The sequence below is a fragment of the Bacillus sp. DU-106 genome (assembly GCF_004799705.1).
GTDB classification, from domain to species: Bacteria; Bacillota; Bacilli; order Bacillales; family Bacillaceae_G; genus Bacillus_A; species Bacillus_A cereus.
In genome coordinates this window covers 1,125,921-1,148,268 of sequence record NZ_CP026607.1, presented here as the reverse complement: position 1 = coordinate 1,148,268, position 22,348 = coordinate 1,125,921, and the positions used below count along the sequence as shown (strand labels likewise).

Here is a 22,348-nt window from a genome sequence, read left to right as displayed (position 1 = left end):
AAAAATCTACAAATATTTTTCTATATTCTTTTTTCAATTGTGTTACAATAAGGACAGATTGAACGAATAGAGGTGTAAAATATGCGTTTCATTTGGGCATTAATTTGGTCGTTCTTACTTGTACATATGATGAGCTATGTAATCGGCTCTATGACTGGCGGTACATACGACTTTAACCAAGCGTCTATTTTCTCAGTTGTTCTTGCTGTGTTAGTACTAGCAATTTCAGCTGCAATTCCAAACGAGCCAGTAGAACAACACTAAAAAAAGAGTCCGGATTTTATCCGAACTCTTTTTTATTTTTATTTCACATGAACGACTAACTCGTTATTTTCTACATCAACAACTACGTGACTATTATCAGTAATTGTTCCTGCAATTAATTCTCGTGCTAATTTCGTTTCCACTTGACGCTGTACGTACCGTTTTAATGGACGAGCTCCGTACATTGGGTCGAAACCGGCTTCCACAACAAATTCTTTTGCTGCATCTGTTAATTCTACTGTAATGTGACGGTCAGCTAGACGACCTTGTAGTTCTTTTACAATTTTATCAACAATGCCTTTAATTTCATTCGTTGTAAGAGGTTTGAATAAAATAATTTCATCCACACGGTTTAAAAATTCAGGGCGGAAATGTCCTCTTAATTGCCCCATTACAAGGTCTCTTGATTCCTCTTTAATGGAACCATCTTCTTCTAATCCATCTAGTAAATGAGCAGATCCAATATTTGAAGTCATAATAATAACTGTATTTTTAAAGTCCACTGTACGACCTTGCGAATCTGTAATGCGTCCATCATCTAACATTTGTAATAAAATGTTGAATACTTCTGGATGTGCTTTTTCAATTTCATCTAATAAAACAACGGAATATGGTTTACGTCTTACCGCTTCTGTTAATTGACCGCCTTCTTCATATCCTACATATCCAGGAGGTGCACCAATTAAGCGAGACACGGCGTGTTTTTCCATATACTCAGACATGTCAATGCGAATCATTTGCTCTTCACTATCGAATAAAGACTGGGCTAACGTTTTTGCAAGTTCTGTTTTACCAACACCTGTTGGTCCTAAGAAGATGAAAGAACCAATCGGGCGGTTCGGATCTTTAATACCAGCGCGAGCACGAAGAACTGCGTCTGACACTAAGCTTACTGCTTCCTCTTGTCCGATGACACGCTCTGATAAGATTTGCTCTAAGCGTAATAATTTCTCGCGTTCACCTTCCACGAGTTTCGCAACAGGAATACCAGTCCAGCGTGAAACAATATCTGCAATTTCTTCTTCACTTACTTCCTCACGTAATAAACGATTTTCTTGTTTATTATGCGCGCCCATTTCTTCCGCTTCTTTTAACTCTTTTTCAATTGCGGGAATTTTCCCGTGACGAAGTTCGGCTGCTTTATTTAAATCGTAATTGCCTTCTGCTTCTTCTAATTCACGACGCAAACGTTCTAAATGTTCACGTAAGTCACGAACTTTGTGAATGTCTTCTTTTTCTTTCTCCCATTTCGCTCTCATGCCACTTGCAACTTCTTTTAAATCCGATAATTCACGTTGCAATGTTTTTAGACGCTCTTGGCTACCACGATCCGTTTCTTTCCCAAGAGCTGCTTCTTCAATTTCCAGCTGCATAATGCGGCGCGTTACTTCATCTAATTCTGTTGGCATAGAATCAATTTCTGTACGAATTGTTGCACACGCTTCATCAACAAGGTCAATTGCTTTATCAGGTAAGAAGCGATCTGAAATATATCGATCTGATAAAACTGACGCTGCTACAATCGCACGGTCATGAATATTTACACCGTGATAAATTTCAAAGCGTTCTTTTAATCCACGTAAAATGGAAATTGTATCTTCAACAGTTGGTTCTTCTGCTAATACTTGTTGGAAACGTCTTTCTAGCGCTGGATCTTTCTCAATATATTTGCGATATTCATCGAGCGTCGTCGCCCCGATACAATGCAGTTCACCGCGCGCAAGCATCGGTTTTAACATATTTCCTGCATCCATGGCTCCCTCTGTTTTACCAGCTCCAACTATTGTATGAAGTTCATCAATGAATAATAAAATGCGTCCTTCACTCTTTTTAATTTCATTTAATACAGCTTGCAGACGCTCTTCGAACTCACCACGGAATTTCGCACCTGCTACGAGCGCACTCATATCTAACGCAAAAATCGTTCTATCTTTCAATCCTTCAGGTACATCCTTTTTCACGATACGCTGTGCTAGCCCTTCAACGATTGCTGTTTTACCAACACCTGGCTCCCCAATTAAAACAGGATTGTTTTTCGTTTTACGTGAAAGAATACGAATTACACGTCGTATTTCACTATCACGGCCGATTACAGGATCGATTTTCCCTGCTCTCACTTCCGCCACTAAATCACGGCCATATTTTTCTAACGCTTCATAAGTTGCTTCTGGATTTTGACTCGTCACTCTTTGATTCCCCCGAACTGTCATTAAAGACTGTAATAAGTTATCTTTCGTAATATGCAATCTTGTAAATAATTGATTTATATCGCCTTTTTCTTCAGAAAAAGCAAGCAATACATGTTCTACTGAAATGTAATCATCCTGCAGTTTTTCTGCTTCTTTCCCTGCTCTTACAAGAAGTTGTTGCAGAGCGCTCGTTACATACAATTTTCCAACTTCTGCACCGCTCCCTGTTACAGAAGGTTTCTTTTTAATTAAACTTTCAGCACCTTGCTTTAATGCTTCTATATCAACATTCATTTTTTGAAATATACGTACTGCTAATCCATCTTGCTCTTCTAATAATGCAAGTAATAGATGAACAGTATCCACCTCTTGGTGATGATGAGATACCGCTAAAGATTGGGCACTCATAATCGCCTCTTGTGTTTTTGTTGTCATTTGATTTAAGTCCATCTTTACAGCCCTCCAAAAGTTTGACTTTCTTTGACCTTTGATTTGATTATACGCCAACTGACTTTTTTATACAATAATTTTGCCTATGTATTTTCAAACTTATTATTTGAAAAAGAAAAAGAGAGCATTCATTATACTGCTAAAAAATACGGTAAATGAAATTACAATGTGTAACGACAAAAAAGCCGCAATAATGATTGCGGCTTCTGTTACGGTTTTCTTTTATATGTCCACTGGCGGTTATGATTCGTGTTATCCGGAAACTTTTCACCGGCAGTTAATTTCACCATTTGCGGATCTTTCACCATACTTCCCGTTTCACCAATTTCTACGTAAATGCCATCATTCGGCGCTTTTTGTCCAGAACGAAACCTGCGATTTTGTCCCATCTTCATTCTCCTTCCATGACGTCTTGCCTCATTAGTATATCCATTTTAAAAGAAAGCTTTTCTGTCATGTTTAGGAAACAGTACTACATCTCATTCTTGTACATATATATGAATGACACAAGCGTAAGCAGGGATTTCTTTCCTACCTGTAGAAAAAAAGAAACCAACCTACTCTAGGCTAGTTTCAAAGGAGAGTCAAACATATACGAGAAGATTACATGTTCATTATATGCCTCATCACACGAGCAATGTAACCCTTTTCACAATTTGTACATAATGAAAGAAACATTGTTTGAACTTTCTAAAAAGATGTTGACTTTTCTTAATTTCCAACGATAAATAGTAGACACCACAGCACTTTGAGACGTAAGATGGATATATAGTGAAATTTCCATCTATGGTGATTTCACCGAGTCTAACCTCTTATTTCTGCATATTAAAAACGGAAATACAGATAGATACAAAAAAATTATTATAAGAGGTGAAATTATGAACAAACAACATTTAATCGCATTAGACTTAGACGGCACTTTATTAACAGACAACAAAATAATTTCCACTCGAACGAAACATACAATTGCAAAAGCAAAGGAACAGGGACATATTGTTGTTATTTCAACAGGACGTCCATTCCGTGCTAGTTATGATTACTATAAAGAACTTGATCTTAACACACCTATCGTAAACTTTAACGGCGCTTACGTACATCATCCTCTTGATTCAAACTGGGGAACACATCACTCTCCTCTTGAGCTAGCAACAGCGCAAGAAATTGTCCGAGCTTGCTTTGATTTTGGCGTAAAAAATATATACGCGGAAGTAATGGACGATGTGTATGTTCGTGAAATTGATGAAGATAAAAAACATATTTTCGAATTCGGCTCTCCTAAGATTTTTACGGGAGACTTATTAAATATTTTAAACGATCATCCAACTTGCTTATTAATTGACGCACATGACGAGCATTCTACTGCAATTCGTCAACATTTAACCGATATGCATGCGGAAGTAATCGACCATAGAAAATGGGGCGCACCTTGGCCGATTATTGAAATTGTGAAAAGCGGATTAAATAAAGCAGTTGGATTACAAAAAATTTCTAGTCATTACAACATTCCACAAGAGCGCATTATCGCTTTCGGTGATGAAGATAATGATTTTGAAATGATTGAATTTGCTGGTCACGGCATCGCAATGGGAAATGCCATCCCTGAATTAAAATCACTCGCAAACCATACGACGTTAACGAACGAAGAAGATGGTATTGCTTTATATTTAGAAGAGGTTCTTGGGTTGTAATCTAAAAATTCCCTACTTATAGTTTCCTGCCAAATGTCCATACTATAAGTAGACGCATGAGACATCGCGTCGATTGTTTTCAGCTAAATAAAGGGGGTTTTTCGAATGGGTAAAAAGAACAAATCAAAACGTTTTATCCAACAAGGAGCCGATGCTGTTATGAAGCATGATGCAAGATTCCCGTACAGAGGTACATTAGCTGAGGCAGAAAAAGCAAGAAGTAACTCTTCTTTTGGAGGGGTTTAAATGGGGAACTTACTATTCCAACAAGCTAGAGATGCTGTTGAAAATGCCGTATCTTGTTCAAGCGGTACTGAGCAACAAGATCTCGTGTATAGAGCAAAAAATGCTTTGCAATCCGCTTACGCAAACTCTTCAACTGCTGAAAAAGTTCAGCTCCGTGAAATGCAAGAGCAATTGCAAAACATTACGAATTTACATTAAAAAAGAGGACCAACTTTGGTCCTCTTTAATCTTTCCGAAACAATCCGAACACCCCAACTGTTTGCAGTATATTTGTAAATGCACCTGGGTCCACTTGTTTAATAATCCTCTCTAATTCGTATAACTCATAACGAGTAATAACCATCATTAACATTTCTTTATTTTCATTCGTATAAGCACCTGTTGCTGGTATCGTTGTAATCCCTCTTACTAATCGCGAGTGAATCGCCTTTCTTACATCTGCCCCATTCTTCGTAACAATTAATGCTGTAATCTTTACATGACGAGTATGAATTGCATCAATAATTCTCGTTGATACATATAAAGTCACTAGCGTATATAACGCTTTTTCCCATCCATATACATAGCCAGCAGCGATAATGATAATTGCATTAAAAAAGAAAAAGTATGTACCGACAGGCTTATCTTTTATTTTTGATAAAATCATGGCGATAATATCTAATCCACCTGTAGAAGCACCCCACTTTAAAGCAATCCCTACTCCAATTGCCGAAATAATCCCGCCAAAAATCGCATTTAATATGATATCATTCGAAACCGCTCTAACAGGGATGATTTCTAGAAACAGAGTCATAAATATAACACAAAGAAAACTAAAAAAGGTGAAGGCCTTTCCAACCTTTTTCCACGCTAAAATAACGACAGGAATATTAAATAAGCTAAACAATACTCCCGTAGATATGTGAATCGATAAAAAATCACCTAATATTTGTGATAATAATTGAGACAATCCAGCAAAGCCGCTCGCATACACTTTTGCTGGCGTTAAAAATAAATTCATCCCAATCGCGTTTAATAAACCTGCGATGATTACAACGATTAACTTCTTTATAAGTTCAGTATAATTCAACTTCAAATCCATTTCGAATCCACCTTTACCCTTCATAAATGCACCGCTATACATAGTCTTTACGAAAAAGGAAATGATAAACGTACAACGTTTAGAAATGGAGTTGATACATATGCCACATACGAGTGATAACGACAAAAAAGCACGTGATAATAATGCAAAACGCACACAAAAAAATGAGCAAGAGCAAAAAAATATTCAGCAAGGTAAACGTGCATACTCTAAAAAGACCGATCACCTTTGATTCCATCGTACATCAACAATTATGTTGATGTACTTTTTTACATTTTAAAGGAAAAAACATTAAAAATTCACTTCATGTTCACTTCTATATTCTACAATAGCGATAACATATTCGGATGAGGTGTTGGCATGAGAGGGAAACATATTTTCATTATTACTGCACTAATAAGTATATTGATGCTATCTGCTTGCGGACAAAAGAATGGCTCAGCTACAGTCGCTACAGCAACAGACTCCACCATTACAAAGGATAACTTCGAAAAACAATTGAAAGATCGTTACGGAAAAGACATGCTATACGAAATGATGGCACAAGACGTCATCACAAAAAAATATAAAGTACCTGATGAAGAGGTAAATAAAGAAGTAGAAAAAGTAAAAAAACAATATGGAGATCAATTCAAAAAAGTATTAGAAAATTATGGTTTAAAAGATGAAGAGGATTTCAAAAATCAAATTAAGTTCAAACTTGCTATGAATGAAGCGATTAAGAAAAGCATTACAGAAAAAGACATAAAAGACCACTATAAGCCAGAAATTAAAGCGAGTCACATTTTAGTAAGTGACGAAAATGAAGCGAAAGAAATAAAGAGTAAACTAGATGCTGGTGCTTCATTTGAAGAATTAGCAAAACAAGAATCACAAGATCTACTATCAAAAGATAAAGGCGGAGACCTTGGATACTTCAATTCAGGTACAATGGCTCCTGAATTCGAAACGGCTGCCTACAAACTAAATGTTGGACAAATTAGCAATCCCGTAAAATCATCAAACGGTTATCACGTTATTAAATTAACTGATAAAAAAGATTTAAAACCTTACGATGAAGTAAAAAACTCTATTCGCAAAAACTTAGAGGAAGAACGTACTGCTGATCCTGTATTCAGCAAAAAATTGTTACAAGAGGAATTAAAAAAGGCAAATATTAAAATAAATGATAGTGATTTGAAAGATACATTTACTCTTGTTTCTCCGCAAGGAAATTAAAAAAGCACAACCTTATTTTTTTAAATAAGGTTGTGCTTTTTAATCTTTCATCTACTTTATTTCTTAAAGTAAGTCCAACCTTCTTCTTGGTAAACCTTTTCTTCTTTCATCAACTTACCAAGTGCACGCTTAAATGCAGCTTTACTCATGTTAAAGCGTTCTTTAATATCTTCTGGATGGCTCTTATCCCAAAACGGCATTGCTCCGCCTCGTTCTTCCATATATGCATAAATTACTGCAGCATCGTCTTCCATTCCTTCTTCTTTACGAGGAAGAAGTGAAATGTTAATTGTACCATCATCTTTCACGTCAATAATACGGCCCGTTACACGCTGACCGATGCGAACTTGTTCTTTTCTTTCTGTATGGTGTAAGAAAGCACGGAAATGCTCATCAGTTAGTATGAATGAACCAACTTGAAGCGAACGATATACACGTCCATTTACGTTTTTATTACGCATAGATGGCGTTGCATCTACGATAATTTCTTGCATATCACTGTCTCTTGCCGGAAGAGCAATTAAACGATCACGATTCGTTAATTTTAACGTACAATATAATTCGTCGCCTACTTCTGGCCATACTGGCATATAAATCGGGAACTCATCAGCTGGAATTAGTATATCTTTTGACACACCAATATCAACAAACACACCTAAACTAGGAATAACTTCTACAACCTTTACCCAGTTCCAATCATAAGTTGTAATAATCGGTTCCTTCATTGTTGCTGAAATACGATTTTGGTGATCAAGGTATAAGAATACATCAATCGTATCGCCTTCTTCAATTTCTCCAGCTACTTCGTTTTTATGTAGGAAAATTTCTTCTTCTTCATTCCCAACCATATATCCTATTTCTGTTTCGCGTAAAACAGTTACCTGTTCAATCGATCCTATTTGCAAATACATATTTTTTAATTCCCTTCTATATATATAAAATTATCTTTTTTATCATTCCAAACAAAAGTTAATTATAACATGATTTTTCCTGTATTTGTCCAACTGCCCAAAATTCACTATAATAAAATGAGGTTACATGAATATAAGTACGAAAACACTTAAGTCTAGACTCGTTTTCAGCTATACTTTAGTATGTACAGTACATAACAAGATTAGAAATTTATTTGGAGGTGCTAACTATGGCAAAAGATAGTTCTTTTGACATCGTTTCGAAAGTAGAATTACCTGAAGTAACAAACGCAATTAATATCGCATTAAAAGAAATCCAAAACCGATATGACTTTAAAGGAAGTAAAAGTGATATTAAATTAGAAAAAGAAGTACTTGTTTTAACTTCTGATGACGAGTTTAAATTAGAGCAAGTAAAAGACGTTCTTATCTCTAAACTTGTAAAACGTAACGTTCCAATTAAGAACTTAGATTACGGAAAAGTTGAAGCTGCAACTGGCAACACTGTTCGCCAACGCGCAACACTTCAACAAGGTATCGATAAAGATAACGCTAAAAAAATTAACAACATCATTAAAGAAATGAAATTAAAAGTAAAAACACAAGTACAAGATGATCAAGTACGTGTTACAGCGAAAAGCCGTGATGACTTACAAGCAGTAATCGCAGCTGTTCGTAGCGCTGATTTACCAATCGACGTACAGTTCATTAACTACCGCTAAAAAGAAAACTCCTCTTAATTAGAGGAGTTTTTTGTTTTGTAGAGACAATATTCCGAGAACAAACCATAGAAAAATGGTGTATGCGGTGAAAATCACTAAGTGAACAGAGTCTAACCATACGAATACTTTACAAGTGAGCGCATGATTAAACTAGGCCTTATTGTAGAATTTGTTTTATACATGTATTTAGCAGACCTTATTGAAAATAAGAAAAATATACCTTAAGACGTTTCCCCTTCAATTTGAATTACTTTTCTTAATAACCACATCCTGGGCCAAAGTCATCTTAAAAATCGCTGTAACTCATAATTCCTCTCCCCGCCAAAACGTAACAATTTATGAGTATAAGAATATTTCCCAACCTTTAATGTAATGTAAAATTAGTAAGGATCTAAAAAATGTTAATTAAAAAAGAGTTAGAAGTGGTTTTTTGAAGAAATTAATATTATGGTTTTTATTAGCCACATTCTCCCTAAATACTGTAGGATGTTCTAATAATACGAATACACTAACGGATAAATCTAACTGTATCAACAAAGCTTGGTACAAAAAAAATATGTCATGTAATCATTTAAAAAACATTAAATAGTTAATGATAAAGATCTAAAGAAAAGACACCCCAAAGTACCTTCCTCCGACTTGAACCAATAATATTCGGATGGATTTAAAAAGAAGCATACATCTTTAATAAAGATGCATGCTTCAAAATAAAAAAGTACGCTAAAGCGCTAAGTAAACTCTTATTCAAAAATTTATATTAAGCACTAATATTTTAGAAGCAAGTTTATAAGTATAAAACCTACAGAGATTTCCCCTGTAGGTTTTATTATATTTCAAGTGATTTCCAAATGAATTATGAGTGACTTTTTTCAGTTTGGTTTTCAAAATATTTTTCTTTAACCATTTTTATCAGATTTTCTTTTTCTGTTAGTTCAAATATAAATAATGCTTTTTTCATGTTATTTGCAACATCTTCTTCATTAGGTTGTTTAAGTTTCAATAAATTCCAAGCTTTTCCATAGTATAATTCACCTAGTAAATATAAAGTATTTAGATTAATAGCTAGTTTGATACCCATATCATTGTATTTTACTGCCTCTTCATGTTGATTTGCATGACCTAAAATTTTTGCTAAATTAAAAATAATTTTCAATTTAATTTCTTTATCTCTAGGAAAATCTAACTCATTAAAATTAGTTAAACACCTTCTTAATATATTAATACTTTTTTCATATTCTTTATTTTCCCCATGGAATATAGCAATTGTCTGCATAATATCTATTTCTCTTTCTGATAAAAAATCAGAATTAGTTACAGTTAATTTTAATGCATTATTTAAAAAATCTAAAGCAGTTTTTATTGATTTATCCACCATAAATATAGCAATCGCTTCATGCCATATTAAAAATTGTTTATCTTCTGTTGATTGGAAGTTATTTTCGTTTTTCTCTTTTTTCACTATTTCATAAAGTTCTTTGTATTGTTTTTGCTTTAAGCAATCTTTTATTACGCATTTTACATTTTCTACATATTTTAATTTTTTGTTTTGAGTTAATGCAAATATATTATTTGGGTCAATACCAAGTCTTTCTGATAATTGATATAACAATATACTAGATGGATAAATCACACCTTTTTCTATTTTGCTAATTTGACTTTGCGAACATATTCCATGACATAATTCGGATTGTGATATATTTTTTTTAATTCTAAGCTCTTTAATGGTAATACCCAAATCGTAAAACTCCATTTTCCCACCTACTATTTAGCACTGTATTGGTATAAGAGTATTCTCTAACTTTTAATGTAATGTAAATTTAATATAGTTGCAATTATTGATTGCTTCAAAGATTCTTCCCTATCGGTGCTAACACAAAAAACAGGTTAGGAAGAAAATCCTCTTCCTAACCTGGCCCTCCTCTCACTAGGGACGTTTTCATTCTCACATCGTTTCTCTTAAGAAATTTCATATCAACAGAATAACACTATTGCCCCGCCGAACAAACTTACAAATACAATAAGAAGACATGAACATAGAGCGAGTAATTTCTCATCTCATCTACGCTTCCTTTTAACTGCAATTAGAAACGCAATAAATAATACATTCACACCGATTATTAAGGAGATAAATAACCAATTCACACCTGTTTCTCCGTTAACTTTATACACATTTGATTCTTCACGTTTTAAAACGAGATAAAACTTTCCGTTTTCCTCTCTTATAATTTCATCCTGTAACAATCCTCTTAACTCTTGTTTTTCACCAATTGCACTTGCAGGTAAGGAGACTTTTTGTGTTTCTTTCGTATTATTAATTGCTACTAAAGTTACTTCATCTTTATATTTTCGTTTTAGTATGCTCATCCCGCTCTTATCATACAGAAGCTCAAACGTACCGCGTCGTAAAGACGGTCTCGCCTGCCTAATTTCACCTAGTTTTGTTATGTGCTGCATAAATTTTTCGTCTGACTTAAAATCCATTAATCGTCTATTATCGGGTACACTTCCTCCATCTAATGCAATTTCCGTTCCGTAATAAAAATTCGGAATCCCAGGTGATGTTAACAAATAAGTAAGCGCCAGTTTTAAACGTGATGGCGGATAATACATATTTTCTTTTGCAATACGCGCATATCTTTTTGTTTCTTGATCATCTAAAAACGTAACAAATTCCCCTTCTTTTTTACTCACATCGTATAACGATTTCACCGATACATCCGCTTCGGAAAACGATTCTACGATTTTTTCGTTGTATTCGCTATCCTCCTTTGTCATAATACGAAAATCTTTCTTTATCACTTGCATATCTTTTTGCGCGTTATCCCAAAAGGAACGCGGCTTTTTTTCACTATGTATAACATAACTTCCGTCTAAATCAACTTCTTTTATCCACCATTTCATTGCGTCAATTACCTGTCGTTCGTTTTCTCCAAGCGGAAATTGAAATACAACTTTCATTCCTTTTGCATGAGCTTCTTTTACAAGTTCTTTCACATCATTGTCTGTCCCGAAATGTTCATTTACCTTTTTAAAATTTCGCACGTCTAATCCATCGTACTTTCCACTTTCAAAAAGCGGCGAAAGCATAACGGTAGTAAAACCCATTTCTTTTATGTAATCCAACCTTTTTATAATTCCTCTTATATCCCCGCCTTGATACCCTTCTAAATTACCAACTTCTAATTGTTTGTCATTTTTCGGTTCTCCATTATTGAAGCGATCAATCATAATGGAGTATATAACTTCATCTTTCCACTCTCTTTTTTCGTCTGCAAAAGTATGTATTGGTACAAACAAAACAAAAGCTAAGCAAAAACAAATGAATAGTTTCCTAGTCCGTATTTTTCCCACACGCATCCCCCAAGTTTTTAATTGTAAGAATATTATACCAATTATCCGAGAGAAACGCATATGTCGATTTCAATCCTCACAAAATAATCTATGTTACATTTTCTAACATCATGTATATTTTTTCTGAATTTTTAGTTGATTTTTAGTTCCTTTTCGAATATGATATGAAACATAACAAAACGATGTTATTTTTTCTAACATTATAGGAGGAGAGCTCATGAATATGGGAGATACAGTTTTTATGTTTGTGACGACAGTAATGGTCATGTTGATGACACCAGGATTGGCACTTTTTTATGGAGGTATGGTTCGCAGCAAAAATGTACTCAGTACAACGATGCATAGTTATAGTGCAATGGCTATCGTTTCGATTCAATGGATTGTTATCGGCTATTCTTTATCATTCGGACCAGATTGGCACGGGCTTATCGGTACACTTGATTGGTTCGGTCTAAACGGAGTTACCTACGCACCAAATCCAGACTACTCATCTACTATTCCTCACAATTTATTCATGATGTTTCAACTCATGTTCGCCATTTTAACTCCAGCTTTAATTTCAGGTGCATTTGCTGAAAGAATGCGATTTTCTGCCTTTCTTATTTTTATCCTTTTATGGACAACGATTGTTTACAATCCTGTCGCTCATTGGGTATGGGGCGTCGGCGGTTGGCTAAGGGAACTTGGCGCACTAGACTTCGCTGGCGGAAACGTCGTTCACATCACTTCCGGAGTTGCTGGTCTTGTATTAGCTATTTTCCTTGGAAAACGAAAAAACATAAATGGCTCTTCTCCTCATCATTTGCCATTTACAATGTTAGGCGCAGGCTTATTATGGTTTGGCTGGTTCGGTTTTAACGTCGGCAGCGCATTATCCTTAAACGACGTAGCTTTAACTGCATTTATTAATACAAATATAGCCGCTGCTGCCTCAGCATTAACTTGGATGCTTTCAGAGTGGTTCTTCCAATCAAAACCGACTGCGATGGGAGCTGCTTGTGGCGCCGTTTCCGGTCTAGTCGCTATTACACCAGCTTGCGGGTTCGTTACACCTTTCTCAGCTCTTCTTATCGGAGCAATTGGCGGCGTATTATGCTTCGGAGCGGTCTTTTTCTTAAAAACAAAATTCGGATACGACGATACACTCGATGCATTCGGATGTCACGGCATCGGTGGAACTTGGGGCGGTATTGCGACAGGATTATTTGCAACTACTGCCGTAAACGGCGATGGCGCTAACGGATTATTTTACGGAAACGCCTCGCTGCTGTTGAAACAACTTGTAGCGATCGGCGCAACATATGCGTTCACAATTATAATGACGTATGCCATTATTAAAGCAATCAACTTCTTCCTCCCTGTCCGGGTAGATGAGCACGAGGAACATATGGGACTTGATATTTCGATGCATGGGGAGAAAGCTTATGAGTATGCTGAGCGAGTGAACTAAAAAAGAGATGCAATCTATTAGTAATAGATTGCATCTCTTTTTTGCGCACCGGGCAACATACCCCACCTAGTATAACCGGAAATATATTAACGTTTTTTTGGATATATCAACGATTTTTCAAATATATCGATTGTTCCTTTCAATATATCAACGTTTCGACACAAGATATCGATTTACCAACAAATTCCGACATAACGAAACTGAAGAATACCCGCGTGTAACTTTACACATAAAAAAGACGACCGAAACCCAGTCGTCTTTTCCGATTTATTTCGGAGCATTTCCTACATATTGCGTAATATCAACGTTTAATGCCTGCGCTAAACGCATACCGTATTCTTGATCTGCACGGAAGAAGTTACAAACAGCTAGTAATTTCGTGCGTTCATTTACGTCTTTTAAGTCATTTGTTAAGTTTGCAATTAAGTTGTCTTGCTCTTCTTTAGAGAATGAACGGTAACGCTCACCTGCTTGTTTGAAGTCATTTGGTTTGTCAATTTTTTCACGAGATACATAGCCTTCTACTTTCATAGTGGAATCGCAGTAAGCTGGGTCTTCAACTGGATTCTCTGCATGACGGCTCGGTTCGTAGTTGATTGTAGATGGGTTTTGATTCACTTGCATCGCACCATCACGTTGTTGATTATGAACAGCTGCGTATGGGCAGTTTACAGGAATTTGTAAGTAATTTGCACCAAGACGATAACGCTGTGTATCTGGGTAAGAGAATAAACGACCTTGTAATAATTTATCTTCCGATGGCTCAATACCATTTACAGTTGCACTTGGAGAGAACGCTACTTGTTCTACTTCTGCAAAGAAGTTTTTCGGATTACGATTTAACGTCATTGTCCCTACTTCCATTAATGGGAAGCGATCTTCTGGCCACACTTTCGTTGGATCTAGTGGATCAAAGTCTAAAGAGTCCATTTCATCTAATTGCATAACTTGTACGTGTAAATCCCATTTCGGGTGATTTCCTTTTTCGATTGCGTCGAACAAGTCACGAGTTGCATGATTGAAGTCTTTCCCTTGTACTTCTTGCACTTCTTTCGCATTTAAGTTACGTACACCTTGCTGTGGTTTCCAGTGGTATTTAATATAAACAATTTTACCTTCTTCATTAATCCATTTAAATGAATGGACGCCGAAACCTTCCATCTCACGATAACTTGCTGGTGTACCGTAATCAGAAAATACCCATGTCATCATATGTGTAGATTCTGGAGTTAACGTCATGAAATCCCAGTAACGATCTGGCGTTTGAATATTCGTATCAGGTGCTGGTTTTAAAGAATGTACCATATCAGGGAATTTAATTGCATCACGAATGAAGAAAACTGGTAAATGATTACCTACGATATCGTAGTTTCCTTCTTCTGTATAAAATTTAACAGCGAACCCACGTGGGTCACGTGCTGTTTCAGGAGAACCTTGACCATGAATAACCGTTGAAAAACGAACAAATACAGGCGTTTCAGTTCCTTCATTTTGTAAAAATGCAGCTTTCGTATATTGCTTCATACTATTTTTCGTTACGAATACACCGTGAGCACCTGCACCACGTGCATGCACAACACGCTCCGGAATACGTTCACGATCAAAGTGCGCAAGTTTTTCTACTAAATGATAGTCTTCTAATAATACTGGTCCACGACGACCGGCTGTACGAGAATTTTGGTTGTCTCCAACTGGAGCACCTTGGTTTGTTGTTAAGCGATTATTTGGATTCATCTAGGGGGATCCTCCTCTTTATTTCGTAGTAATTATTATTTATTTAAAATTATTATAAATTAATTATTATTCAAAACTAAATCTTTGTCAACTATTTCCTTCACTTTTTTGGAAACAATTTCAGCCAAACAGTCGATAAATGCTGATTGTGCATTCGGCATATTTGGTCTAAAATATTTGGCATTTAATTCATCAGTTACAACTTTACATTCATAATCGTTGTCATATAAAACTTCTAAATGCTCCGCTACAAAACCAACTGGGCAATATATGAAAGATTCGTACCCATGCTCTTCATATAAATCTTTCGTTAAATCTTGCACATCTGGACCAATCCACGGATCTGGAGTATTCCCAGCACTTTGCCAACCGATTGTATAGTTTTGAATATTTGCAGCTTCTGCAATTAAATCTGCCGTATGCTTTAGTTGTTCTACATAAGGGTCTCCTGCTGCAATAATTTTTTCCGGCAAACTATGCGCTGAAAAAATTACGACTGCTTTCTCTTTATTATCAATTTCTGTAAACGTCTCTTTTATTTGGTCTGCCCAATACGAAATAAATTTCGGTTCATCATACCATTGTTCAATTGGTTCAATAACAGGACCACCGATTTCTTTTGAAAGACGAATAGCACGGTCATTATACGCTTTAATGCTAAATGTAGAGTAATGCGGCGCTAATACGATACTAATCGCTTGCTCGATCCCATCACGCTTCATTTCTTCTACAGCATCTTCTATAAATGGTGCAATATGTTTTAAACCTAAGTAACAAGTAAATTCATACTCTGTAAATATGTTATTCATTGAATCTGTTAATTTATGCGCCTGTTCTTTCGTAATTTTTGCAAGCGGTGAAATTCCACCAATCGCTTTATAGCGCCCAATTAAATCTTCAAGCGCTTCTTCTGATGGCGTACGCCCGTGACGGATATGTGTATAATATGCCTCTACATCGTCTAATGATTCTGGTGTTCCATACGCCATTACGAGTAAACCTATTCTTTTCTTTGTCATCTATCTAACACCTCAATTTTATAAATGAGAATCTTTTTCAGAACATTTGTTTCCAATTATAACAAGTAATAATAAGTACGTCAAAATAATAATTCTAATTAAGTATTATTTATAAGGTGATTTTGAATTTTATATGACAATTTCTTTAATAAAAAGCGACTTACATAATTGTAAGCCGCTTTTCCCTTATTCCTTAATATTTACCCCATATTCTTTAAACCAAACATGAATTTGTGCTAAATGAGCTAAAAGCTGTGGCCCAGTCATCAATTGACCAAACCATGGTGTTTGAAATGCACTGCCGCCAGACTGAATCAATCCGCTCAACTGCTCTTTATCAAACAGTTCGTGTAAAATTGAACCTTTATCCGTTAATAGATTTTGAAGCCATACTGTTACTGCTTTTGTATAGTGCGGATTGTGCGTTTTCGGATAAGGACTCTTCTTTCTATATAAGATGTCATGTGGAAGTACACCTTCTAACGCTTTACGTAATAGACCTTTTTCGCGGTTTTTATACATTTTCATTTCCCAAGGAATATTCCACGCATATTCGACAAGACGATGATCTGCAAATGGAACACGTACTTCTAAGCTCGCTCCCATACTCATGCGGTCTTTTCTGTCTAATAATGTTGTCATAAACCATATCATATTTAAATAAAATAATTGGCGTCTTTTTGCTTCTAGCGGACTTTCCCCCTCTAAAATAGGAACTTCTTGAATCGACTCTTCATAGCGCCTTTGTACATATTGTTGTAAATTTAATTTATTTCTCCATTCTTTTTTTAGAAGTTGTTCACGTGCCTCTGTAGAACGCATCCACGGAAATGCACTCGATTGTAAATCATCTTCTCTATAAAACCACGGATATCCACCAAATATTTCATCTGCACATTCTCCAGATAAGCCAACGACAAAATCTTGTTTAATTTCTCGGCAAAACCATAATAATGACGAATCGATATCTGCCATACCAGGCAAATCACGAACGAGTACTGCTTCAGTTAAATACTCTGCTAATTTTTCATTCGAAATGACGCAGCGATGATGGGTTGTTTGAAATGTCTCAGTCATTAAATTAATAAACGGAGCATCTGAATTTGGCTGGAATGCATTCGCTTTAAAGTATTTGTCATTATCTTCGTAATCAATAGAATACGTGTGTAATTGCCCTTTTCCCGATCTCTCATATTCTTTCGCTGCAATAGCTGTAATAGCGCTCGAATCTACACCACCCGATAAAAAAGTACATAGTGGTACATCAGAAACAAGCTGTCTTGTAATCGCATCTTGTAATAAAAAGCGCGTTTTCTCTACTGTTTCTTCAAAAGAGTCTTCATGTTTTTTACTTTCTACATTCCAATATCTCCATATACATAAACCGTTCTTTGAAAATGTCATTGCATGACCTGGACGCAATTCTTTTATACCAGCATAAATACCGTGGCCAGGCGTTCTTGACGGTCCGAGCCCGAATATTTCTGATAATCCTTCTAACGTTACCTCCGCCTTCACATCTGGATGCGACAATATCGCTTTTAACTCCGAACCAAATAGTAAGCGTCCGCTATCATATTTATAAAAAAGTGGCTTTACACCTAATCGATCTCTCGCAATAAATACTTGTTCTTTCTGTTCGTCCCATACTGCAAACGCATATATACCGTTTAAATGATCGACACATTCTTCTTTCCATTCAATATAAGAAGCTAATAATACTTCTGTATCAGAATGACCTTTGAACGTATATCCTCTTCTTAATAATTCCTTTCGAATGTCTTCTGTGTTATAAAGTTCACCGTTATAGCAAATGGCGTAATTCGTTTCACCTTTTAAACAAGTCATCGGCTGTTTACCGCCCTCAGGATCCACAACGATTAACCGCTTATGCCCAAATGCGACATTTCCTTTAATCCAAACTTTATTATCATCCGGCCCCCGTTTCGCTAACGTCTCAGCCATCTTCGTAACGACATCTCTTTCTCCTTCTAATGAGCGTTTATAATCCACCCATCCTGTAATCCCGCACATATAAATCATCCTTCCATCTTATTTCTTTTCTTGAACGTGCAGTAATCCCCACCCTAAGAGTGCGGATCAAAAAAATGAAAAACTTGACGATAACCTACTATCCACATATGGAATAGCATTTTCACTCAGTAAAACGTGTTTTATTGTATGCCCACCTATGTCTATATGTGTCTAGTTATAAAGAATGCACGAACTGTCTATAACAGGAATAACTACTTTTCATAAAGGAGAAATCGTGTATGATACAACGTAAACATATTTTATATAATCAGCCCCGTGCTCATACAGTCGGTAATGTAGAATATATAAACAATGAGTGGGTATTCTTTGATGATGAAAATGATGAAGCGTTTTTATTAGAAGATATTGCCGAAGATGGGTTTGAAATTTTGTATAATAACAATTGGCTACCAGCCCGTTTCTATGAACAAGATGTATTACAAATCGCCAACGAGCAACACCATTTGCAAAATGGTGAAATGATACGTATTCGAAAAAAGTTACTTCTTAGCTATAATGAATGGCTGGAGGAATTACCTGACTCTGTCTTCACATTATTAACCGAATCATTGCAATCACTTCACTACTCTTTATATGATTGCATGTATTGTCATAATTATTTATCTTTCTTACCGCAAGAGGAGTCACGCGAAGGAGTAAATATTCTTTTGTTTGATAACGAAGAAATGATCTGTACACTGCAGCACCATTTCGTCCGTCACACTACGTCAAATAAAAATATGTTCCGTTTTACGAAAGTAAATGGAGAAGAGTTGCATATCGATGCGACATAAAGTGAAACTTTAATCAGTGGGGGAGCCCACTGATTATTAGCCTTCACCAATCTGATGTTTACGGGATAAAGTAAAAAACCACCTTATAATCTCCCAAGTCTTTGAGATCATAAGGTGGCTTTATTTTTATTAGAATACTTTCCAGCCAATCGGTAATTTCAGCCCAAGGTAAAATACTGCTACTAGCGCAACAATAAATAAGCCCCAAACCGCCCCTGTTGGTTTGTTTTTGCTCATTTTCACAAGAACCATTTCCATTCCACCGATAACTAAAATACCAGCTAACATTTTTAAGCCATACCACATGTGCATGCTACCTGTTGCTGTCTTCACAATACTCATGTACAACATGATGCCTGTCACAATAATAATGATATACATTAGGCGAAGCCCCATATGTACACCTTTCCCTTTTCTTCCTGCTGAATAAAGTGAATACGCAACGAAGAATAAAATTAAACCTAACGCCCATGCTGTAATATGCATATGTACCATCGTATCCCTTACCTCCTCTTTTCACACTTTTTCACTCTATATGATAACATGTTCATTTATTTTCAGGAAATGTTTCGCTTTTTTACATTTAAATGATATAATATTTAGAGTATTTACAAACTTCTTGTAATAACAAAAGGGGGAACAATCATGATTCAAACTAAGGATATTATCGAACTTACAGACACATACGGAGCAAATAACTATCACCCACTTCCAATCGTTATTTCTAAAGCAGAAGGTGTTTGGGTAGAAGATCCTGAAGGAAACCGCTATATGGACTTATTAAGTGCATATTCTGCAGTAAACCAAGGTCATCGTCACCCGAAAATTATTAACGCTTTAATTGACCAAGCTAATCGTGTTACGTTAACTTCTCGTGCTTTCCATAGCGATCAATTAGGTCCTTGGTACGAAAAAGTTGCGAAACTAACTAATAAAGAAATGGTACTTCCAATGAATACAGGTGCTGAAGCTGTTGAAACTGCAATTAAAACAGTTCGTCGCTGGGCTTATGATGTGAAGAAAGTGGAAGCAAACCGTGCTGAAATCATCGTTTGTGAAGATAACTTCCACGGACGTACAATGGGTTCTGTTTCCATGTCTTCAAATGAAGAGTACAAGCGTGGATTCGGTCCAATGCTTCCTGGCATCGTTGTAATTCCTTACGGTGATTTAGAAGCATTAAAAGCCGCAATTACACCAAACACAGCAGCATTCATTTTAGAGCCAATTCAAGGTGAAGCAGGAATTAATATCCCACCAGCTGGTTACTTAAAAGAAGCTTTTGAAGTATGTAAAAAAGAAAACGTTTTATTTGTAGCAGATGAAATCCAAACTGGCTTAGGCCGTACTGGTAAAGTATTTGCTTGTGACTGGGACAATGTAACTCCTGACATGTACATACTTGGTAAAGCACTTGGCGGCGGTGTGTTCCCAATCTCTTGCGTAGCAGCAAACCGCGACATTTTAGGTGTATTTGAGCCAGGTTCTCACGGTTCTACATTCGGTGGTAATCCACTTGCATGTGCTGTTTCTATCGCGGCTCTTGAAGTGTTAGAAGAAGAAAAATTAACAGAGCGTTCTCTTCAATTAGGTGAAAAATTAGTTGGGCAATTAAAAGAGATTGATAACCCAATGATCACTGAAGTTCGTGGTAAAGGTTTATTCATCGGTATCGAATTAAACGAGCCAGCTCGTCCTTACTGTGAACAACTAAAAGCAGCTGGTCTATTATGTAAAGAAACACACGAAAATGTAATTCGTATCGCACCACCTCTAGTAATCTCTGAAGAAGATTTAGAGTGGGCATTCCAAAAAATTAAAGCTGTATTATCGTAATGATAGAGAGGTTGTCCGACATGTTGGGACAACCTCTTTCTTTTCATATTCATTTATATTAAGATGAAATTGTAATTTTCTGTATTTTAAAATCGTAAAGGAGGTGCGACATGCTATTAAGATATGGTAAACATATTAACTATTTAGCTACAGCTTTTATTTTAGTTACATTCTTTGGTTTCCTACTTTCCACAACATGGCTTCATTACTCAACTCCTACTACACTCACACTACTGAAAGCATCATTTTGGACTGCTGTTATTCTTACTATCATTGGTTTTGGACGAGAAAAAAGCGCACTTACGGTTATACTATTTGGCATTTGTACACTTGCATTCATTGGTCTTTACACTTTTGCCGTTATCGATTACCTCTATAACCCAAGGCCATAAAAAAGAGCTATCTTTTAACAAGATAGCTCTTTTCTTTATTTCACTACATTTCGTAAAGTACCAATTCCTTCTACTGTAATGACCACTTCATCACCAGCATGTAAAAACTTCGGTGGTGTAAAACCTTTTCCGACACCAGCCGGCGTTCCTGTTGCGATAATATCGCCTGGTTCTAAAGTCATTCCTTTACTTATCGTTGAAATAATTTCTTCTATTGAAAAAATCATTTTATTTGTGTTAGAAGTTTGCCTTACTTCTCCATTTACTACCGTTTCAATGTGTAATGCATTCGGCGCATTAACCACCGATTTATGAATTAAATACGGTCCCATCGGACAAAATGTATCGAAGCTTTTCCCAAGGAAAAACTGTTTATGTTTTCTTTGAATGTCTCGAGCTGTTACATCATTTATAATCGTATAACCAAAAACATGCTCAAGCGCTTTTTCTTTTTTTATTTGCTTCCCTCGCTTACCAATAATGATAGCTAATTCTCCTTCGTAATCTAGTTCGTCCGTTGCATGAGGGTGACCATTAATTTGCTCATTTATGCCAATAACTGTTGTTGGTGCTTTCGTAAAGATCATTATATTTTCTGGAATAGACTCTACTCCGCCCATTTCTACCGCATGCTCACGATAGTTTTTTCCAACGCACAAAATATTCTTTCTTGGCCTTGGAATCGGCGCTAATATTTTCACCTCTGTTAACGGATAATACGCCGCTTCCCCGTTCTCTTTTGCCCAATTTACAATTTCACATACTTTCTCAAAGCATTCAGTTCCTCTTTCAATACACTCTAACATTGTAATAGGGATTGTAACCTTTTCCCCTTTTTGTCTTTGCGCTTCTCTTAAGTGTAATACCTTTTCTTCTTCTTCATCTACAATACCTACAAATACCTTTTCTTCTTTCTTCGCCGTTACAAAACGCAATATTTCCACTCTCCATCCTAAAACTCATACCCTT

The 22,348-nt window shown here is 36.0% G+C and carries 22 protein-coding genes; 11 read left to right on the top strand and 11 right to left on the bottom strand.

All coding sequences use genetic code 11. The features are described 5' to 3' along the window. Positions 1–81 precede the first annotated feature (81 nt). Positions 82–264: a YjzD family protein gene (locus C3Y97_RS05925; RefSeq protein WP_001211116.1), complete on the top strand. Its 183-nt coding sequence runs from the start codon at positions 82–84 to the stop codon at positions 262–264. Positions 265–302: 38 nt separating this feature from the next. Here the strand turns inward: C3Y97_RS05925 and clpB are convergent, their stop codons facing one another. After that, on the bottom strand, positions 303–2,903 hold the full coding sequence (clpB, locus tag C3Y97_RS05920; RefSeq protein ID WP_000365401.1) for an ATP-dependent chaperone ClpB: 2,601 nt from the start codon (positions 2,901–2,903) through the stop codon (positions 303–305). Positions 2,904–3,112: 209 nt separating this feature from the next. Continuing rightward, the gene (locus tag C3Y97_RS05915) at positions 3,113–3,292 is read right to left on the bottom strand and encodes a YjzC family protein (RefSeq protein ID WP_000531421.1); all 180 of its coding nucleotides are present in this window, start codon (positions 3,290–3,292) and stop codon (positions 3,113–3,115) included. 489 nt (positions 3,293–3,781) lie between these two features. On the opposite strand from C3Y97_RS05915, the gene C3Y97_RS05910 reads away from it, so the two are divergent. From C3Y97_RS05910 to C3Y97_RS05900, 3 genes are all read left to right on the top strand, one after another. Then, on the top strand, positions 3,782–4,591 hold the full coding sequence (locus tag C3Y97_RS05910; RefSeq protein WP_001041232.1) for a Cof-type HAD-IIB family hydrolase: 810 nt from the start codon (positions 3,782–3,784) through the stop codon (positions 4,589–4,591). A gap of 105 nt (positions 4,592–4,696) precedes the next feature. Continuing rightward, positions 4,697–4,837 (top strand): hypothetical protein, encoded by a 141-nt coding sequence (locus tag C3Y97_RS05905; RefSeq protein WP_000516816.1) that lies wholly within the window; start codon positions 4,697–4,699, stop codon positions 4,835–4,837. Next, positions 4,838–5,035: a DUF3813 domain-containing protein gene (locus tag C3Y97_RS05900; RefSeq protein WP_000527407.1), complete on the top strand. Its 198-nt coding sequence runs from the start codon at positions 4,838–4,840 to the stop codon at positions 5,033–5,035. Between the two features lie 25 nt (positions 5,036–5,060). On the opposite strand, the gene C3Y97_RS05895 is transcribed toward C3Y97_RS05900, so the two are convergent. Continuing rightward, the gene (locus C3Y97_RS05895; RefSeq protein WP_000364431.1) at positions 5,061–5,918 is read right to left on the bottom strand and encodes a YitT family protein; all 858 of its coding nucleotides are present in this window, start codon (positions 5,916–5,918) and stop codon (positions 5,061–5,063) included. A gap of 100 nt (positions 5,919–6,018) precedes the next feature. On the opposite strand from C3Y97_RS05895, the gene C3Y97_RS05890 reads away from it, so the two are divergent. After that, complete coding sequence (locus C3Y97_RS05890; protein ID WP_001120851.1) at positions 6,019–6,150, top strand: DUF3941 domain-containing protein; 132 nt, start codon at positions 6,019–6,021, stop codon at positions 6,148–6,150. A gap of 128 nt (positions 6,151–6,278) precedes the next feature. Beyond that, on the top strand, positions 6,279–7,136 hold the full coding sequence (gene prsA / locus C3Y97_RS05885; protein WP_065704601.1) for a peptidylprolyl isomerase PrsA: 858 nt from the start codon (positions 6,279–6,281) through the stop codon (positions 7,134–7,136). Between the two features lie 56 nt (positions 7,137–7,192). Here the strand turns inward: prsA and C3Y97_RS05880 are convergent, their stop codons facing one another. Further along, positions 7,193–8,047, bottom strand: coding sequence for a CvfB family protein (locus C3Y97_RS05880; RefSeq protein ID WP_000281260.1), 855 nt, complete (start codon positions 8,045–8,047; stop codon positions 7,193–7,195). Between the two features lie 230 nt (positions 8,048–8,277). Between C3Y97_RS05880 and C3Y97_RS05875 the strand changes: the two genes are divergently transcribed. Then, entirely contained in the window at positions 8,278–8,769 is a 492-nt protein-coding gene (locus tag C3Y97_RS05875) for a YajQ family cyclic di-GMP-binding protein (protein WP_001040149.1), read from the top strand. A gap of 853 nt (positions 8,770–9,622) precedes the next feature. Here the strand turns inward: C3Y97_RS05875 and C3Y97_RS05865 are convergent. Together C3Y97_RS05865 and C3Y97_RS05860 are read right to left on the bottom strand one after the other, a co-directional pair. Next, on the bottom strand, positions 9,623–10,519 hold the full coding sequence (locus C3Y97_RS05865; protein ID WP_086407899.1) for a helix-turn-helix domain-containing protein: 897 nt from the start codon (positions 10,517–10,519) through the stop codon (positions 9,623–9,625). Positions 10,520–10,824: 305 nt separating this feature from the next. Further along, complete coding sequence (locus tag C3Y97_RS05860) at positions 10,825–12,180, bottom strand: alpha-amylase family glycosyl hydrolase (protein ID WP_002182543.1); 1,356 nt, start codon at positions 12,178–12,180, stop codon at positions 10,825–10,827. Between the two features lie 157 nt (positions 12,181–12,337). On the opposite strand from C3Y97_RS05860, the gene C3Y97_RS05855 reads away from it, so the two are divergent. Continuing rightward, entirely contained in the window at positions 12,338–13,570 is a 1,233-nt protein-coding gene (locus tag C3Y97_RS05855) for an ammonium transporter (protein WP_136363194.1), read from the top strand. A 267-nt stretch (positions 13,571–13,837) separates the two neighbouring features. On the opposite strand, the gene katB is transcribed toward C3Y97_RS05855, so the two are convergent. The 3 genes from katB to asnB all read right to left on the bottom strand — a co-directional run bounded on the left by katB (position 13,838) and on the right by asnB (position 18,357). Then, positions 13,838–15,304: a catalase KatB gene (gene katB, locus C3Y97_RS05850; RefSeq protein ID WP_136363192.1), complete on the bottom strand. Its 1,467-nt coding sequence runs from the start codon at positions 15,302–15,304 to the stop codon at positions 13,838–13,840. A 59-nt stretch (positions 15,305–15,363) separates the two neighbouring features. Then, positions 15,364–16,323 (bottom strand): ferrochelatase, encoded by a 960-nt coding sequence (hemH, locus tag C3Y97_RS05845; protein ID WP_078385730.1) that lies wholly within the window; start codon positions 16,321–16,323, stop codon positions 15,364–15,366. A gap of 186 nt (positions 16,324–16,509) precedes the next feature. Next, positions 16,510–18,357, bottom strand: coding sequence for an asparagine synthase (glutamine-hydrolyzing) (gene asnB, locus C3Y97_RS05840; protein ID WP_136363190.1), 1,848 nt, complete (start codon positions 18,355–18,357; stop codon positions 16,510–16,512). A gap of 239 nt (positions 18,358–18,596) precedes the next feature. Between asnB and C3Y97_RS05835 the strand changes: the two genes are divergently transcribed. Beyond that, positions 18,597–19,151 (top strand): DUF2777 domain-containing protein, encoded by a 555-nt coding sequence (locus C3Y97_RS05835; protein ID WP_000616046.1) that lies wholly within the window; start codon positions 18,597–18,599, stop codon positions 19,149–19,151. A 129-nt stretch (positions 19,152–19,280) separates the two neighbouring features. Here the strand turns inward: C3Y97_RS05835 and C3Y97_RS05830 are convergent, their stop codons facing one another. Beyond that, positions 19,281–19,646: a YisL family protein gene (locus tag C3Y97_RS05830; RefSeq protein ID WP_121868122.1), complete on the bottom strand. Its 366-nt coding sequence runs from the start codon at positions 19,644–19,646 to the stop codon at positions 19,281–19,283. Positions 19,647–19,796: 150 nt separating this feature from the next. Here C3Y97_RS05830 and rocD point away from each other — a divergent pair, with 150 nt between their 5' ends. After that, positions 19,797–20,987, top strand: a complete 1,191-nt coding sequence (gene rocD / locus C3Y97_RS05825; protein WP_000616658.1) for an ornithine aminotransferase — start codon at positions 19,797–19,799, stop codon at positions 20,985–20,987. 110 nt (positions 20,988–21,097) lie between these two features. After that, the gene (locus C3Y97_RS05820) at positions 21,098–21,379 is read left to right on the top strand and encodes a hypothetical protein (RefSeq protein ID WP_000926857.1); all 282 of its coding nucleotides are present in this window, start codon (positions 21,098–21,100) and stop codon (positions 21,377–21,379) included. A gap of 35 nt (positions 21,380–21,414) precedes the next feature. Here C3Y97_RS05820 and C3Y97_RS05815 read toward each other — a convergent pair whose 3' ends face one another. Next, the gene (locus C3Y97_RS05815) at positions 21,415–22,314 is read right to left on the bottom strand and encodes a fumarylacetoacetate hydrolase family protein (RefSeq protein ID WP_001213071.1); all 900 of its coding nucleotides are present in this window, start codon (positions 22,312–22,314) and stop codon (positions 21,415–21,417) included. Positions 22,315–22,348 lie beyond the last annotated feature (34 nt).

Excerpts from the sequence above, each read along its gene's own strand:
- C3Y97_RS05875 (WP_001040149.1), top strand. The coding sequence starts at position 8,278 with ATGGCAAAAGATAGTTCTTTTGACATCGTTTCGAAAGTAGAATTACCT.
- C3Y97_RS05925 (WP_001211116.1), top strand. The coding sequence starts at position 82 with ATGCGTTTCATTTGGGCATTAATTTGGTCGTTCTTACTTGTACATATG.
- C3Y97_RS05855 (WP_136363194.1), top strand. The coding sequence starts at position 12,338 with ATGAATATGGGAGATACAGTTTTTATGTTTGTGACGACAGTAATGGTC.
- C3Y97_RS05890 (WP_001120851.1), top strand. The coding sequence starts at position 6,019 with ATGCCACATACGAGTGATAACGACAAAAAAGCACGTGATAATAATGCA.
- rocD (WP_000616658.1), top strand. The coding sequence starts at position 19,797 with ATGATTCAAACTAAGGATATTATCGAACTTACAGACACATACGGAGCA.
- katB (WP_136363192.1), bottom strand. The coding sequence starts at position 15,304 with ATGAATCCAAATAATCGCTTAACAACAAACCAAGGTGCTCCAGTTGGA.
- C3Y97_RS05895 (WP_000364431.1), bottom strand. The coding sequence starts at position 5,918 with ATGGATTTGAAGTTGAATTATACTGAACTTATAAAGAAGTTAATCGTT.
- C3Y97_RS05900 (WP_000527407.1), top strand. The coding sequence starts at position 4,838 with ATGGGGAACTTACTATTCCAACAAGCTAGAGATGCTGTTGAAAATGCC.
- C3Y97_RS05865 (WP_086407899.1), bottom strand. The coding sequence starts at position 10,519 with ATGGAGTTTTACGATTTGGGTATTACCATTAAAGAGCTTAGAATTAAA.
- clpB (WP_000365401.1), bottom strand. The coding sequence starts at position 2,903 with ATGGACTTAAATCAAATGACAACAAAAACACAAGAGGCGATTATGAGT.
- C3Y97_RS05905 (WP_000516816.1), top strand. The coding sequence starts at position 4,697 with ATGGGTAAAAAGAACAAATCAAAACGTTTTATCCAACAAGGAGCCGAT.
- C3Y97_RS05835 (WP_000616046.1), top strand. The coding sequence starts at position 18,597 with ATGATACAACGTAAACATATTTTATATAATCAGCCCCGTGCTCATACA.
- C3Y97_RS05830 (WP_121868122.1), bottom strand. The coding sequence starts at position 19,646 with ATGGTACATATGCATATTACAGCATGGGCGTTAGGTTTAATTTTATTC.
- C3Y97_RS05910 (WP_001041232.1), top strand. The coding sequence starts at position 3,782 with ATGAACAAACAACATTTAATCGCATTAGACTTAGACGGCACTTTATTA.
- C3Y97_RS05820 (WP_000926857.1), top strand. The coding sequence starts at position 21,098 with ATGCTATTAAGATATGGTAAACATATTAACTATTTAGCTACAGCTTTT.
- C3Y97_RS05880 (WP_000281260.1), bottom strand. The coding sequence starts at position 8,047 with ATGTATTTGCAAATAGGATCGATTGAACAGGTAACTGTTTTACGCGAA.
- hemH (WP_078385730.1), bottom strand. The coding sequence starts at position 16,323 with ATGACAAAGAAAAGAATAGGTTTACTCGTAATGGCGTATGGAACACCA.
- asnB (WP_136363190.1), bottom strand. The coding sequence starts at position 18,357 with ATGTGCGGGATTACAGGATGGGTGGATTATAAACGCTCATTAGAAGGA.
- C3Y97_RS05915 (WP_000531421.1), bottom strand. The coding sequence starts at position 3,292 with ATGGGACAAAATCGCAGGTTTCGTTCTGGACAAAAAGCGCCGAATGAT.
- C3Y97_RS05860 (WP_002182543.1), bottom strand. The coding sequence starts at position 12,180 with ATGCGTTTCTCTCGGATAATTGGTATAATATTCTTACAATTAAAAACT.
- prsA (WP_065704601.1), top strand. The coding sequence starts at position 6,279 with ATGAGAGGGAAACATATTTTCATTATTACTGCACTAATAAGTATATTG.